This window comes from Pseudomonas macauensis, from assembly GCF_047902425.1.
Lineage (GTDB): Bacteria > Pseudomonadota > Gammaproteobacteria > Pseudomonadales > Pseudomonadaceae > Pseudomonas.
This window is the reverse complement of the sequence record NZ_CP138377.1, coordinates 4,697,124-4,712,045: the sequence shown is the minus strand read 5'-3', so window position 1 is coordinate 4,712,045 and position 14,922 is coordinate 4,697,124. Positions and strand designations below refer to the sequence as shown.

Annotated in this window: 12 protein-coding genes; 5 read left to right on the top strand and 7 right to left on the bottom strand. The window is 67.3% G+C overall.

What is annotated here, in order from left to right:
- Positions 1–44: 44 nt before the first annotated feature.
- The 3 genes from sbcD to SD196_RS21525 all read left to right on the top strand — a co-directional run bounded on the left by sbcD (position 45) and on the right by SD196_RS21525 (position 5,566).
- Positions 45–1,271 (top strand): exonuclease subunit SbcD, encoded by a 1,227-nt coding sequence (sbcD, locus tag SD196_RS21535; protein ID WP_275608397.1) that lies wholly within the window; start codon positions 45–47, stop codon positions 1,269–1,271.
- The gene (locus SD196_RS21530) at positions 1,268–4,717 is read left to right on the top strand and encodes an AAA family ATPase (RefSeq protein ID WP_275608396.1); all 3,450 of its coding nucleotides are present in this window, start codon (positions 1,268–1,270) and stop codon (positions 4,715–4,717) included. Before sbcD ends, SD196_RS21530 begins: the two co-directional genes overlap by 4 nt.
- Positions 4,718–5,074: 357 nt before the next feature.
- Positions 5,075–5,566: a Dps family protein gene (locus SD196_RS21525; RefSeq protein ID WP_416311763.1), complete on the top strand. Its 492-nt coding sequence runs from the start codon at positions 5,075–5,077 to the stop codon at positions 5,564–5,566.
- 67 nt (positions 5,567–5,633) lie between these two features.
- On the opposite strand, the gene SD196_RS21520 is transcribed toward SD196_RS21525, so the two are convergent.
- Complete coding sequence (locus tag SD196_RS21520) at positions 5,634–5,903, bottom strand: YheV family putative zinc ribbon protein (protein ID WP_275608395.1); 270 nt, start codon at positions 5,901–5,903, stop codon at positions 5,634–5,636.
- The gene (gene prlC / locus SD196_RS21515) at positions 5,903–7,948 is read right to left on the bottom strand and encodes an oligopeptidase A (RefSeq protein WP_416310635.1); all 2,046 of its coding nucleotides are present in this window, start codon (positions 7,946–7,948) and stop codon (positions 5,903–5,905) included. Before prlC ends, SD196_RS21520 begins: the two co-directional genes overlap by 1 nt.
- 76 nt (positions 7,949–8,024) lie before the next feature.
- On the opposite strand from prlC, the gene SD196_RS21510 reads away from it, so the two are divergent.
- Both SD196_RS21510 and SD196_RS21505 read left to right on the top strand, forming a co-directional pair.
- Positions 8,025–8,567, top strand: a complete 543-nt coding sequence (locus SD196_RS21510) for a gamma carbonic anhydrase family protein (protein WP_416310634.1) — start codon at positions 8,025–8,027, stop codon at positions 8,565–8,567.
- Between the two features lie 49 nt (positions 8,568–8,616).
- Positions 8,617–9,159 carry a hydrolase gene (locus tag SD196_RS21505; RefSeq protein ID WP_370599963.1) on the top strand — a complete coding sequence of 181 codons (543 nt, stop codon included), beginning with the start codon at positions 8,617–8,619 and terminating at the stop codon, positions 9,157–9,159.
- A gap of 3 nt (positions 9,160–9,162) precedes the next feature.
- Here the strand turns inward: SD196_RS21505 and rlmF are convergent, their stop codons facing one another.
- The 5 genes from rlmF to SD196_RS21480 form a co-directional block, all read right to left on the bottom strand.
- Positions 9,163–10,173 (bottom strand): 23S rRNA (adenine(1618)-N(6))-methyltransferase RlmF, encoded by a 1,011-nt coding sequence (gene rlmF, locus SD196_RS21500; protein WP_416310633.1) that lies wholly within the window; start codon positions 10,171–10,173, stop codon positions 9,163–9,165.
- 52 nt (positions 10,174–10,225) lie between these two features.
- The gene (locus SD196_RS21495; protein WP_416310632.1) at positions 10,226–10,804 is read right to left on the bottom strand and encodes a VTT domain-containing protein; all 579 of its coding nucleotides are present in this window, start codon (positions 10,802–10,804) and stop codon (positions 10,226–10,228) included.
- Between the two features lie 10 nt (positions 10,805–10,814).
- Positions 10,815–11,111: a winged helix-turn-helix domain-containing protein gene (locus SD196_RS21490; RefSeq protein WP_275608389.1), complete on the bottom strand. Its 297-nt coding sequence runs from the start codon at positions 11,109–11,111 to the stop codon at positions 10,815–10,817.
- Positions 11,112–11,143: 32 nt separating this feature from the next.
- Positions 11,144–12,973, bottom strand: coding sequence for an SLC13 family permease (locus tag SD196_RS21485; RefSeq protein WP_416310631.1), 1,830 nt, complete (start codon positions 12,971–12,973; stop codon positions 11,144–11,146).
- A 107-nt stretch (positions 12,974–13,080) separates the two neighbouring features.
- The gene (locus SD196_RS21480; protein ID WP_416310630.1) at positions 13,081–14,736 is read right to left on the bottom strand and encodes a thiamine pyrophosphate-binding protein; all 1,656 of its coding nucleotides are present in this window, start codon (positions 14,734–14,736) and stop codon (positions 13,081–13,083) included.
- Between the last annotated feature and the right edge of the window lie 186 nt (positions 14,737–14,922).

Sequence of the window (14,922 nt, the reverse complement as noted above, 5' to 3'; positions counted from 1 at the left end):
CGCTATCATCCCAGCCTTTGGATAACGGCTGCGGACGTCACGGTATGCGCATTCTCCACACCTCCGACTGGCACCTGGGCCAGCACTTCATGGGCAAGAGCCGCGAGGCCGAGCACCAGGCGTTCTGCGCCTGGCTGGTCGGGCAGGTGCGCGAGCAGGGCGTGGATGCGGTGATCATCGCCGGCGACGTGTTCGATACCGGCGCGCCGCCCAGTTATGCCCGCGAGCAGTACAACCGCTTCATCGTCGAGCTGCGCGATACCGGCGCACGCCTGGTGGTGCTGGGCGGCAACCATGATTCGGTGGCGATGCTGGAGGAGTCCCGCGAGTTGCTGGCGCGCCTGGATACCCAGGTGATCGCTGCGGTCGGCACCGACCTCGAGTCGCAGGTGCTGGTGCTGCCGCAGCGTGACGGCGAACCCGGTGCGATCCTCTGCGCGATCCCCTTCATCCGCCCCCGCGACGTGCTCACCAGCCAGGCCGGGCAGAGTGCGCAGGACAAACAGCTGGCGCTGCAACAGGCGATCCAGTCGCACTACCGGCAGCTGTTCGAACGCGCCCAGGCGCAGCGCGAAGCCCTCGGCCGCCACTTGCCGATACTCGCCACCGGCCACCTCACCACGGTGGGCGCCAGCGCCAGCGAGTCGGTGCGGGAGATCTACGTCGGCACGCTGGAAGCCTTCCCCACCAGTGCCTTTCCGCCGGCGGACTACATCGCCCTGGGGCACATCCATCGGCCACAGAAGGTAGGTGGGCTGGAGCACATCCGCTATTGCGGATCGCCTATCGCGCTGAGTTTCGACGAGGCCACCCAGGGCAAGGAGGTGCTGCTGGTGGACCTGGACGACAGCGGCCTGCGCAGCGTCAGTGCCTTGCCGGTGCCCTGCTTCCAGCCGTTGAAGTCGGTGTCCGGCAGCCTTGCCAGCCTGCCCGCCGAACTGGCCCGCGTGGCTCGGGAGGGCAGCGTGGAACAGCCGGTATGGCTGGAGGTACTGGTGCACACCGACGACTACCTCACCGATATCCAGGTGCGAGTCGAGAAGCTGTGCGAGGACCTGCCGGTGGTCGTCCTGCGGACCCGCCGCGAGCGCGGTAATGCGCAGGCAACCCTGTTCAGCGAGGCGAAGGAAACCCTCGATGAGTTAAGCCCCGAGGATGTGTTCCGCCAGCGCCTGGACAGCGAGGAGCTGGACGCGCCGTTGCGCGATCGCCTGAGCGGGTTGTACCGGCAGGTGGTCAGCGAGTTGCAAGATCAGGAGCAGCAGCCATGAGAATCCTCAGCCTGCGCCTGAAGAACCTCAACTCGCTCAAGGGCGAGTGGAAGATCGATTTCACCGCCGAGCCCTTCGCCGGCAACGGCCTGTTCGCCATCACCGGCCCCACCGGCGCCGGCAAGACCACGCTGCTCGATGCCATCTGTCTTGCGCTCTATCACCGTACGCCGCGCATGAGCGTGCTGTCGCAGAGCGGCAACGAGCTGATGACCCGGCACACCGCCGATTGCCTCGCGGAAGTGGAGTTCGAGGTGAAAGGACAGCCCTACCGCGCCTTCTGGAGCCAGCGCCGCGCCCGCGACAAGGCCGAGGGCGCGCTGCAGGCCCCGAAGGTGGAGCTGGTGCGCATCGACCGCGCCAGCGGCGAAGGGGAAATCCTCACCGACAAGATCAACGACAAGCTCAAGCAGACCGAAATCCTCACCGGCCTCGACTTCGAGCGCTTCACCAAGTCCATGCTGCTGGCTCAGGGCGGTTTCGCCGCCTTCCTCGAAGCCAACGCCAACCAGCGCGCCGAGTTGCTGGAGGAACTGACCGGCACGGAAATCTACGGGCTGATCTCGCAGCGCGTCTTCGAACGGACCCGCGACGTGCGTGGCGCGCTCGACCAGCTGCGCGCCCGCGCCGAGGGCGTCGAGTTGCTCAGCAGCGAGCAGCGGGAAGCCCTCGAGCAACAGAACCACCAGGCGCTGCTGAAGGAAGCCTCGCTGCAGGGCCGCCAGGTGGCGTTGCAGGCGCAGCATCGCTGGCGCGAGGACCTCGGCCGCGCCGAGCAGCAGATGCAGCAGGCCAGCGAGAAGGAGGCCGGCGCCCGCCAGTCGCTCGACGCGGCGCAGCCGGACCTGCAACGCCTGGCCGCCAGCGAGCCCGCCGCGCGTTTGCAGCCGCTGCACCAGGCCTGGCGCGCCAATCATGACAGTCTGGCGCAGGACCGCGCCGCGCTGGAGGACAATCGCGCCGAACAGGCTGCCGGCCGCGAGCGGATCGCCGAGGCACTGTGGAGCGCCAGCCAGTTCGCCCGACAGGTCAGCGATGCTCGTGGCGCGGAACTGAACGCTGTGGCTGAGCAGCGTACGGCGCTGGAAGCTCGTCTTGCCCAGCAACCGCAACGGGCCCGGCTGGGAGAATTGCTCGGGGGCTGGCGCGCGCAGTTCGCCCAACGTGCTCGTCTGGTGTCGGCCTGTGCCGATAGCCAGCGTCAGTTCGATCTCGCGGAGCAGGCGTTCCGCGACGCCGGCACCCGTCGAGAGGTGCTGCAAGGCGCCGTCAGTCATGCCGAGCAGAAGCTGGGCGAGGCTCGCCAGAACGAGTCCACCGCCCGGCAGCAACTGGATGCGTTGCTGGCCGGTGCGACCGAGGCGCAACTGCGCGAACGTGCGCAGCAGTCGCAGGCGCTTGGCCGTGGATTCGACCGCCTGGAGCAGATCGCCCAGGCACGGGCCCAGGCCGCCGCGCAGCTCGCCCGCTGGCAACCGGAACTGCTCGCGCTGCGCCAACGCAAGGGCGAGCGCGACGGCGCCATCGTTACCCTGCGCGAGCGCTACAAGGCGATGCAGCAGCAGGTTGCCGACCGGGAAAAGCTCCTGCAGCAGGAGCAGCGCATCCACCAGCTCGAACACTGGCGCGCGCAATTGCAGCCGGGCGAAGCCTGCCCGCTCTGCGGCTCCCAGCAGCACCCGGCGGTGGACGCCTACCAGGCACTGGATGTGTCGGCGACCCAGACCGCGCTGGAAGAGAGCAAGCGGGCGCTGGCTGAACTGGAGAGCCAGGGCATTGCCCTGCGTGGCGAGCTGGCCGAGCTGGAGGCGCAGATACAGCAAGGGCAACGTCAGCTCGACGAAGCCGACGCGGCGCTCCGGCAACAGCACGAAGCCTGGCAACAGCAGTGCGCTACCCAGGGATTGCAGCTGGAGGATGAGCAGGCGCTGGCGAGCGAGCGCCAGCGTCACGAAACGGCGCTGGCTGATCTGCAACAGCAGTTGACGGCGCTGGAAGAGCACAAGGCTCGCCTGCAGGAGAGCGTACAGGCGCGCGTCGATGCCGAGCGGGCGCACAGCGAGGCGGCGCAGCAGCTGGCGCTCTTCGAGGGCGAGCAGCAGTTCGCCCGGCAGCGCCAGGAGGAGCGCACGCAACAGATCGCCGGCCTGCGTGCCGAGTTGCAACAGCAGGAAGACGCCTTGGCTGTCGCGCTGGCGGAGCTGGGTTACGGTCTGCCGGACGACGGCGAGCAGTGGCTAGTCGAACGAAGCGAGGAATGGCAAGACTGGCAACGGGACCAGCAGTTGGCTCAGCAACTGGCCGCCGCCGAGCGTGATGTGGCGCAGGCCGCTACCTCGGCGCGGCAGGTCTCGCAGCAGTGGCAGCAGCGCTGGCAGGATTCGGCGTTCGAATCACGGCCAGAATTGCCGAAGGTGGATGATCCGCAGCAGGCACTGGCCGAATCCGAAGCCCTCCTGAGTGCCAGCCAGCGCCAGGCCGATGCGCTGCAAGGTCGCGAACAGACGCTGCTGGAGCGCCTGGAGCAGGATCAGGTTCGTCTGACCCAGAGCCAGGCGGCTTGGCTGCACGCCCTGGAGCAGAGTCCGTTCGCCGACGAGTCCGCGTATCTCGCGGCGCTGCTGGACGATGTCCAGCGCGCCGAGCTCAGCGCCCTCAAGCAGAAACTGGAAATGGCCATTACCGAGGCCGTTGCCTTGCGCGCGGCGGCGTTGCGGGACGTCGAGCGCCTGAAGGCCGAGCCGCATGGCGATCTGTCGCTGGACGAGCTGAACCAGCAACTGCTCACCCTCAACGCCGAGCTGCGCGAACTGGGTCAGCGCCAGGGCGAAATCCGCGCACAGTTGCAGGGCGACGATGCGCGACGCGCCAGCCAGCAAAGCCTGTTCGAGGAGATTCGCCGGCAGGAGGAAGAGCACGATCTCTGGCAGCGTCTGAACAGCCTGATCGGTTCGGCCGACGGTGCGCGTTACCGGCGCTTCGCCCAGGGCTTGACCCTCGACCACCTGGTGCACCTCGCCAACCGCCAGCTGCAACGTCTGCACGGCCGCTATCAGTTGGCGCGGCGCAGTGACGGCGAGCTGGAGCTGGAGGTGATCGACACCTGGCAGGGCGACACCGCGCGCGACTGCAAGACGCTGTCCGGCGGCGAAAGCTTCCTGGTCAGCCTGGCGCTGGCGTTGGCCCTGTCCGACCTGGTCAGCCACAAGACCAGCATCGACTCGCTGTTCCTCGACGAAGGCTTCGGCACCCTCGACGGCGAGACGCTGGAAGTGGCGCTGGACGCCCTCGACAGCCTCAACGCAACGGGCAAGACCATTGGCGTGATCAGCCACGTCGAAGCGCTTAAGGAACGCATCCCGGTGCAGCTCAAGGTGCACAAGGGCGTCGGCATGGGTTACAGCCAGCTCGACGCGTGCTTCCGCTTCACGCCGGAGAAAGGTTGAGGAGGTGGTTGCACGATTGATCTGCATTCATGGGGAACGCATCGCTGCCGGCGGCTGTCGACTTGCAAACAACGCTGAGCGAGATAGGCTCAAAACCGCGTAAGTCAGCCACGCCCCGAATGGGAAGGCATCCACAGGTATCGTGATCTTTCGTAGAGGTGATTTGTGATGAAGAAATCCGCATCGGCTCCGAAGAAACCTGCGGCGGCAAAAACCGCCGCTACGAAGCCGGCAGCGAAGGCGGCCGCCAAACCTGCAGCCAAGCCGACCACCAAGGCCGCCGCCAGCAAGCCTGCTGCCAGCAAACCCGCCGCCAAGCCGGCCGCCGCCAAGCCCGCGGTTCGCCGCGCACCGGCCCTGGCCACGCCTTCGGACCTGAGCAAGAACGCCACCCGCGATCTTTCCGCCGCGCTCAACCGTCTGCTCGCCGACGTCTTCGCCCTCTATCTGAAGACCAAGAACTTCCACTGGCACGTCAGCGGTCCGCACTTCCGCGACTACCACCTGCTGCTGGACGACCATGCCACCGAGATCTTCGCGATGACCGACGCCATCGCCGAGCGCACCCGCAAGATCGGTGGCAACACCATCCGCTCCATCGGCCACATCGCCCGCGACAAGCGCATTCTCGACAACGATGCGGAGTTCGTGCAGCCGCTGGACATGCTGGCCGAGCTGCAGGGGGACAACAAGGCGCTGACCTCCTACATGCGTGAAGTGCATGACCTGTGCGACGAGTACCATGACATCGCCACGGCCAGCCTGATCGAGAACTGGATCGACGAAACCGAGCAGCGCACCTGGTTCCTCTTCGAGACCAGCCGCCGCGGTGATGGCACCGGCCACTGATTCTCCGGCGCATGAAAAAAGCCGTTTCTCCCGAGGGAGAAACGGCTTTTTTATTGGCGGCGTGAGCTTACTCGCCCGGCTTCTTCAGCTTCGGGTTGGGGAAGAACTGCACGCTCTGCACCTTCGGGTCGGCGGGCTTCTTCAGGCCGCTGACGTTGACCCGCGTGGTCAGCTCCTTCGGCACCGACTGGCCCTGGGCGTTGAGGGTGTCGGCATAGCCGCAGGCCACGCATTCGCGGTGTGGCACGCCGTCTTCGTCCCACATGACGATCTTGTCCTGCTCGCTGCACGCCGGGCACACGGCCCCGGCGATGAAGCGCTTCTTTACCTCGGCCATCACGCAGCCTCCTCGGAAAGGCCGGAGTGGCGCAGCAGGGCGTCGATGGACGGCTCACGGCCACGGAAGGCGACGAACAGTTCCATCGGCTCCTGGGAGCCACCCTTGGCCAGGATCGCGTCGCGGAACGCCGCGCCGGTCGCCGGGTTGAGCACGCCTTCTTCCTCGAAGCGGGAGAAGGCGTCGGCGGACAGTACTTCGGCCCACTTGTAGCTGTAGTAACCAGCCGCGTAACCGCCGGCAAAGATGTGCGCGAAGCTGTTGGCGAAGCGGTTGTACGCCGGCGGGCGCATCACCGCGACTTCATCGCGCACGCTTTCCAGCACGTCGAGCACGCTGCGGCCGTCGCCGTGGGTGGCGTGCAGTTCGAAGTCGAACAAGGAGAACTCCAGCTGGCGGACCATCATCAGGCCGGACTGGAAGTTCTTCGCGGCCAGCATCTTCTCCAGCAGGTCCTGGGGCAGCGCGGCACCAGTCTCATAGTGGCCGGAGATCAGCGCCAGGCCCTCGGGCTCCCAGCACCAGTTCTCCATGAACTGGCTCGGCAGCTCCACCGCGTCCCAGGCCACGCCGTTGATGCCCGAGGCACCGGCGTGTTCAACGCGGGTCAGCAGGTGGTGCAGGCCGTGGCCGAACTCGTGGAACAGGGTGGTGACTTCATCGTGGGTCAGCAGCGCCGGCTTGCCATTCACCGCCGGGGTGAAGTTGCACACCAGGTAGGCCACCGGCGATTGCAGCTCGCCGCCGGCGGTGCGGCGACGGTCGCGGGCGCCGTCCATCCAGGCGCCGCCACGCTTGTTGGCGCGGGCGTAGAGGTCGAAGTAGAAGCGGCCGACGTGCTGGCCGTTTTCCTCGATCTCGAACAGGCGCACGTCCGGGTGCCAGCGCTCGAAGTCGTTCAGCTCGCGGATCTGGATGCCATAGAGCTTCTGCACGATGGCGAACAGGCCGGAGAGCACCTTGTCGATCGGGAAGTAGGCGCGCAGGGCTTCCTGGGACACGCTGTAGCGCGCTTCACGCAGTTTCTCGCCGAAGTAGCTGGCATCCCAGCTTTGCAGGTTCGGGCAGCCCTGTTCGGCGGCGTAGGCCTTGAGCTGCGCAAGATCCTGGGCGGCAAAGGGCTTGCTGCGCACGGCCAGGTCGCGGAGGAAGTGCAGGACCTGCTCGGGCGTCTCGGCCATCTTGGTGGCCAGGGACAGCTCGGCGAAGTTCGCAAAGCCCAGCAGGCGCGACAGCTCCTGGCGCAGGTCGAGGATTTCCTGCATCACCGGGCCGTTGTCGTTCTGCCCGGCATTCGGGCCCTGATCGGAGGCACGGGTGCAGTAGGCGGCGTAGACCTCTTCACGCAGGGCGCGGTCTTCGGCATAGGTCATCACCGCAAAGTAGCTGGGGAACTCCAGGCTGATCAGCCAGCCGTCCAGCTCCTTGGCCTGGGCGGCGGCCTGCATCTGCGCCTTGGCCGAGTCGGTCAGGCCGGCGAGGGCCGCTTCGTCGGTGATGTGCTTGGTCCAGGCCTGGGTGGCATCCAGCAGCTGGTTGGAGAAGCGGCTGCCCAACTCGGACAGGCGCGTCTGGATTTCGGCGTAGCGCTGCTGCTGGTCGGCCGGCAGGTCGATACCCGACAGGCGGAAGTCGCGCAGGGCGTGTTCGAGGATGGTCTTCTGGGGGACGTCGAAGTCCTTGGACTCGGCGCCGGCGGCCAGCGCTTCATAGGCCTTGAACAGCTCGCGGTTCTGGCCCAGTTCGGTCCAGTAGGCGGACAGCAGCGGCAGGCAGCCTTCGTAGGCCTCGCGCAGTTCGGCGCTGTTGCACACCGCGTTGAGGTGGCTGACCGGGCTCCAGGCCTTGCCCAGGCGGTCATGCAGTTCGTCCATGGCCAGCACCAGGCCGGCCCAGGTCGGGGTGCCGTTCTGCTCGGCGAGAATGCGCGCGATGGCCGCGCGGTTGTCGGCGAGGATCTGCTCGATGGCCGGCTTCACGTGTTCCGGACGGATGGACGAGAAGGGCGGCAGGTCGTAGCTCTGCAGAAGGGGATTCGCGCTCACGGTGGCACCTTGGTTGAAGAAACACCCGGCCATCTTAAATACAATCGGCCCCGTACGCAGCTTGAGGAAGCTTATCGTGACGATTAGAACCTATCAGGGCAAAACGCCAGCGCTCGGCGAGCGTGTGTTCGTCGACGCCAGCGCCGTGGTCATCGGCGACGTGGAGATCGGCGCGGACAGCTCGGTGTGGCCGTTGGTCACCATCCGCGGCGATATGCACCGCATCCGCATCGGCGCGCGCACCAGCGTGCAGGACGGCAGTGTGCTGCACATCACCCACGCCGGCCCGTTCAATCCGGACGGCTTCCCGCTGACCATCGGCGACGAGGTGACCGTCGGCCACAAGGTGCTGCTGCATGGCTGCACCATCGGCAACCGCATCCTGGTGGGCATGGGCTCCATCGTGATGGACGGTGCGGTGATCGAGGACGAGGTGATCCTCGGCGCCGGCAGCCTGGTGCCGCCGGGCAAGGTGCTGGAAAGCGGTTACCTCTACGTTGGCAGCCCGGTGAAGAAGGCCCGTCCGCTGACCGACAAGGAGCGCGCCTTCTTCAGCTACAGCGCCGGAAACTATGTGAAGCTCAAGGACCAGCATATCGCCGAGGGCTATGCCGGCTGAGAGCCCGGCCAGCCCATGACATCCACGCCCCGTCAGAGGAGAACCCGCCATGCTGTTACGCGCCCAGACGTCCACCCTGTTGATCATCGATATCCAGGAACGCCTGTTCCCGGCCATTCATGAAGCCGAGTCGGTGCTCGAACATACAGCCTGGCTGCTGACGGTCGCGCAGCGCCTGGGCGTACCGGTGCTGGCCACCGAGCAATATCCGAAGGGCCTGGGGCCGACCCTGCCCGCACTGCGCGATGCGCTGCCGGCCGAGGCGCTGCTGGAGAAGATCGCCTTCTCCGCCGTGACCGATCCCGGCCTGTTGCAGATGCCCGGCGGGGAGCGCCGGCAGTTCGTGGTCTGCGGCACCGAGGCGCATGTCTGCGTGCTGCAGACGGTGCTGGGCCTGCTGGCCGAGGACCGCGAGGTATTCGTGGTGGACGAGGCGATCGGCTCGCGCCGCCCGCGGGACAAAGCGCTGGCGCTGGAGCGCATGCGTCAGGCCGGGGCGATGATCGTCTCGCGGGAGATGGTCGCTTTCGAGTGGATGGAGCGCGCCGGCACGGAAGTGTTCCGGGAGATCAGCAAGCAGTTCATCCGCTGAGCGTCATTGCCACTGTGCGCGCCATGTCGCGCGTTGCTCGGGTTCGAGGAAGGTCCAGGCGACGAAGCGGCTCTGCTTCTGGCCCTGGGCCATGTCCACGCTGCGCACGGTGACGGCGCCGGCCTTCTTCAGGGCGCGGCGGAACTCGTCGAGATTGCCGGCCTTGGACACCAGCGAACTGAACCACAGCACCTGCTTGCCGACTCCCGCGCTTTCCGCCGCCAGCTTGCGCAGGAAGGCGATCTCACCGCCTTCGCACCACAGCTCGTTGCTCTGCCCGCCAAAGTTCAGCTTCGGTAGCTGGCGCGACGGGTCGAGCTTGCCGAGGTTCTTCCATTTGCGCCGGCTGCCGCTGCTGGCTTCCTCGGGCGATGCGTGGAAGGGTGGGTTGCACAGGGTCGCGTCGAAGCGTTCATCGGCACCCAGCAGGCCACGGAAGATGTGCTTGGGGTCGTGCTGCTGGCGCAGTTCGATGGCTTCGTTGAGGCCGGGGTTGCCGTTCAGGATGGCGTGGGCCGAGGCGAGGGCGGCGGGCTCGATGTCTGAGCCGAGGAAGCGCCAGCCGTAGTCGCGGTGGCCGATCAGCGGGTAGATGCAGTTGGCGCCGACGCCGATATCCAGCACGCGCACCTCCGGCCCGCGTGGAACCCGGCCGGCGTTCTCCTCGCCGAGCAGGTCGGCCAGGTAGTGCACGTAGTCGGCGCGGCCCGGAATCGGTGGGCAGAGGAAGCCGGCGGGGATGTCCCACTGGGCGATGCCGTACTGCGCCTTGAGCAGCGCGCGGTTGAACACGCGCACGGCCTCGGGATTGGCGAAGTCGATGCTCGGCTTGCCGTAGGGATTGGTGATGACGAAGCGGCCCAGCGCCGGACAGCCCTCGATCAGCGCCGGGAAGTCGTAATGCCCCTGGTGCCGGTTGCGCGGGTGCAGCAGGTTCGGCCGCTTGGCGGCGGGGTCGCGCAGGCTCTGAGCGGGCGTGGCGGGGCGTTTCGGTGGTTTCGGCGATTTCGACATGAGGGCGCGCTGGGCAGGTAAGCGGTGGGGGATTTTCCCACAGATGGGCGCCTCAGCCGAGCAGCGCGTTGCCCAGGTGGTCGAACAGCAGGCAGCACAGCAGAAGCGGAATGGGCAGGCCGAGCAGGGTGCCGAGCATGTAGGGCGAGAAGGCGACGCCGGACAAGGCGAGGCTGTAGTTCAGCGTGGGGGCGGTGATGAACGCCAGGCGCAGGAGGAACACGCTGCCGGCCGGGCGCTGGTCGAGGTGACTGAATACCGCGCGGGTGAACCGGTTGTTCAGCAGGCGCAGCCCGTCGCCGCCCACCGCGCGTATCACCAGGAAGGTAGAGCCGCAGGAGAACACCGCCGCGCCGTAGGTGATCAGTCCGCCCCACAGCTTGCCCAGCGCCAGCACGGCGGCGGCGAGGAACAGCAGGCCGGGGATGTGCAGCAGGTTGCCCAGGGCGAACAGCCCGACAAACAGCAGGAGGCCGCGCACGCGGTTGTCCTGCAGCTCGCTGCGCAGGTAGTCGAGGCTGAAATCCTCGTGCAGGCCGCTGGCGCGGTAGAGCGCGAACAGCACCAGGGCGAAGGCGAGCAGCAGGATCAGTCGGCGAAAACGCCAGACGACGGGCGGGACGGCAAGCATGTGGGTGGGCTCAGGGGTACTGCAGCACGCCCTTGATCTGCGCCAGGTGCTGGGCGATCCAGCGCGGATCGATGGCGCCCCAGTTGCGGATGCGGTAGTGCCCGGCGTTGTTGCGCTCGCCGTCGTGCTGCTCGAAGGTGCAGTCGATGTCCAGGTCGGCCAGCGCGGCCAGGGTGTCCTGGGCGGTGCGCCGGGGCATGCCGGTGGCCTCCATCAGCGCGGGAACGCTGGTGGCCGTGCCGCTGTCGATCAGCCAGGCGACATAGAGGCGGCGGTAGAAACTGCTTTTCGTCTTGCTTACTTCCATCGAGACGTTTCCTTGTTGGCCTTGTGGGTCCACTACAGCGGCAGCAGCCAGGGTACCAGCAGAACGCTGACGATCATCACCAGAATCGTGAAGGGTACGCCAACCTTGACGAAATCTCCGAAGCGGTAGCGTCCGGGGCCGAGCACCAGGGTGTTTACCGGCGAGGAGATCGGCGTCATGAAGGCGGCCGAGGCGGCCAGCGCGACGATCATCGCGAAGGCCTGGGGCGAAGCGCCGAGGGCTTTGGCGGTGGCGATGGCGACGGGCGCCATGAGCACTGCGGTGGCGGTGTTGGAGATGAACAGGCCGATCAACGCGGTGAGCACGAACAGGCTGGCGAGGATCGCGTAGGGCCCTGCGCCGCCGAGGGCGCCGACCAGGCCGTTGACCGCCAGGGTGATGCCGCCGGTCTTCTGCAGGGCGAGGGCGAAGGGCAGCATGCCGACGATCAGCAGCAGGCTCTGCCAGTGGATGGCGCGGTAGGCGCTGTCCATGTCGATGCAGCGGAAGGCGCCCATCAGCAGGCAGGCGATCAGCGCGGCCATGACGTTGGGCACCAGGCCGCTGACCATCAGGATCACCATTACCGCCAGGCTGAACAGCGCATGGGGCGCCTGGCTGGCGGCGGGGGCGGCCTCGTCCACCTCGGCCGGCAGGCTGAGCACCAGGAAGTCGCGCCCGCGCGCCTGCAACTGGCGGATGTCCTTCCAGGCGCCGATCACCAGCAGGGTGTCGCCGACTTTCAGCTTGGCTTCCAGCAGGCCTTCCACCAGCGCCTCGCGGTTGCGCCGCAGGCCTACCACGTTGAGCCCGTACTGGCTGCGGAAGCCCAGCTCCAGCACGCTCTTGCCCTGCAGGGCGGACTCCGGCGGCAGGGTCACTTCGGCCATGCCCACTTCGTGGGCGCGTTCGGTGAAGTAGTCGCCCTGCAGGCTCAGCGGCTCCAGGCCGTATTCGTGGTACAGGCCCAGCAGGTCGCCGCGCTCGCCGTAGATGTCCACCAGCAGCACGTCGCCGGCCTGCAGGACGATGCTGGCGCTGGGGCCGAGAATCTTCAGGCGGAAGTGCACCATGCGTTCGATGGCGACCACGTTGGTGCCGGCGCGGGCGCGCAGCTCCACGTCGCCCAGGCTCGCGCCCACCAGCTGCGAGTCGGCGCGGATGCGCAGGCGGCGTTCGCGGCCGGCCAGCTGGTAATCGCGGATCAGATCGCCCAGGGTGCGGCGCTTGAGGCTTTGCTTGTCGTCGCCATCGTCGTCGCCCAGCCAGCGCCGTGCCACCAGCATGTAGCCGATGCCCAGGGCGAGAATGACCAGGCCGAAGGGGGTGAAGCTGAAGAAGCCGAACCCGGCCGAGCCTTCGCGCACCAGCTCGCTGTGCACCACCACGTTGGGCGCGGTGGCGACCAGGGTGAGCATGCCGCTGATCAGCCCGGCGAAGCTCAGCGGCATCATCAGCCGGCGCGGCGAAACGTGCAGGCGCGCGGCGATGCTCAGTACCACGGGAATGAAAATGGCGACCACGCCGGTGGAACTCATCACCGAGCCCAGTCCGGCCACGGCGAGCATCAGCAGCACCAGCAGGCGCGTCTCGCTGGCGCCAGCGCGGCGCGTCAGCCATTCGCCGATGCGGTAGGCCACGCCGGTACGCACCAGGCCTTCGCCGATGACAAAGAGTGCGGCGATGAGGATGACGTTGGGATCGGCGAATCCGGCCAGCGACTCCTGCACGCTGAGGATGCCGGAGAGGGGCAGGGCGACCATCACCAGCAGGGCGACCACGTCCATCCGTGGCCGGTTGATGACGAACAGCCCGACAGCGGTGGCGAGCAGGGCGAGGACCCAGATCAGTGGCAGACTCATGCGCTTCCCTAGCGAGTATTCGGCGCCATTGTGCCCGCCGAGGCGGGCGCAATGTCTTGATCCGGTGCAGCTTAGCGAAGCCTGTGGTCCTGCGTGGCGGCGAATCGTTACGGCAGGCGTGCGATGGGCGTGATCTGTCTGGGATCGGTGCGCAGCTCGATCAACGCCGGCTTGCCGCTGGCCTGGGCGCGCTGGAAGGCGGCGGCGAAGTCCTCGGTGCGCTCGACGAGTTCGCCGTGTGCGCCAAAGGCCTTGGCGAGGGCGACGAAGTCGGGATTGCGCAACTCGGTCGCGCTGACGCGGCCCGGATACTCGCGCTCCTGGTGCATGCGGATGGTACCGAGCATGCCGTTGTTGACCACGATGACGACCAGCGCGGCGCCGTACTGCACGGCGGTGGCCAGCTCCTGCGGATACATCATGAAGCAGCCGTCGCCAGCGAAGCACACGACGCTGCGCTGCGGGTCACGCAGTTTGGCGGCGATGGCGGCGGGGAAGCCGTAGCCCATGGCGCCGTTGGTGGGCGCGAGCTGGCTGCGCGCGGAGCGATAGCGGTAGAAGCGGTGCACCCAGACGGCGTAGTTGCCGGCGCCGTTGCTGATTGCCGCATCCTCGGGCAGGGTCTCGCTGAGGTAGCTGACGACCTCGGCCAAATCCACGCCTTGCGGACGCTCGGCGTTCTGCGGCGGGGTGGAGTAGGCGAGGTAGTCGGCGCGAGCCGCGGCGGTCCAGTCGGCCCAGAGACGTTCATTCAGGGGCGCAAGGGTGTCGAGGGCCGCTGCGATGGCTGGCATGCTGGCCTGTATGGGGAGGTCGGCCTGGTAGACCCGGCCCAGTTCGCTGGCGTCCGGGTGGATGTGGATCAGCGTCTGAACGGGATTCGGGCTCTGCACCAGGGTGTAGCCGGCGCTGGGCGTTTCGCTCAGGCGCGAGCCGAGCACCAGCAGCAGGTCGGACTCCTGCACCCGGGCGGTGAGTTTGGGCGAAGCGCCGAAACCGAGCTGGCCGACATACTGGGCGTCGCGGTTGTCGTAGAGGTCCTGGCGGCGGAACGAGGCCACCACCGGCAGGTCGTTGGCCTTGGCGAAACGCTGCAGGGCATGGCGTGCGGCGTCGTCCCAGCCCGTGCCGCCGATCACCAGCAGCGGTTTGCGGGCGCGGGCCAGCAGGCCGCGCAGTTCTTCCAGCGCAGCCGGCGGCGGAGCGACCTGTGCAATGCGCGGCGCGGGGACGTCCGCTACCGGTGCCGAGCCGAATAGCACTTCCTCCGGCAGCGCCACCACCACCGGGCCGGGACGTCCGGACTGGGCCATGGCGAAGGCCTGGGCGACCACTTCCGGGATGCGCTGGATGTCGTCGATCTCCGTAGCCCACTTGGCCAGGCCGCCGAACATCTGCCGGTAGTCCACTTCCTGGAAGGCTTCGCGGCCCTTGAAGGCGTTTTCCACCTGGCCGACGAAGAGAATCATCGGCGTCGAATCCTGTTTGGCCGTGTGCACGCCACTGGCCGCATGGGTCGCGCCCGGTCCACGGGTAACGAAGCAGATTCCCGGGCGCCCGGTGAGCTTGCCGTAGGCATCCGCCATGTTCGAGGCGGCGCCTTCGTGGCGGGTGACGACGGTGCGGATCGAGTGGGCGTCATGCAGGGCATCGAGCACCGGCAGGTAGCTCTCGCCGGGGATGCAGTAGACGGTGTCGACCGCATTGCGCAGCAGGGCTTCGACGAGGATCTGGCCGCCATTGCGGACGGGGAGGTCGGACATGGACTTCGGGCTCCTTGGGCTGATACCGGGGCCGCTCCCGGAAGAGCGCCGACGAACCCCTGGAGCGGCCCGGCGTTGCGATCTTCGGCGCAAAGCGCGGCGGGCGCCAAGTGACCATTCTTCGTGAGGTTATTCCGTGGGGGAATGACGTAATGCGTCTGCTGGGAGGGCTCTTCATGTAGGAGC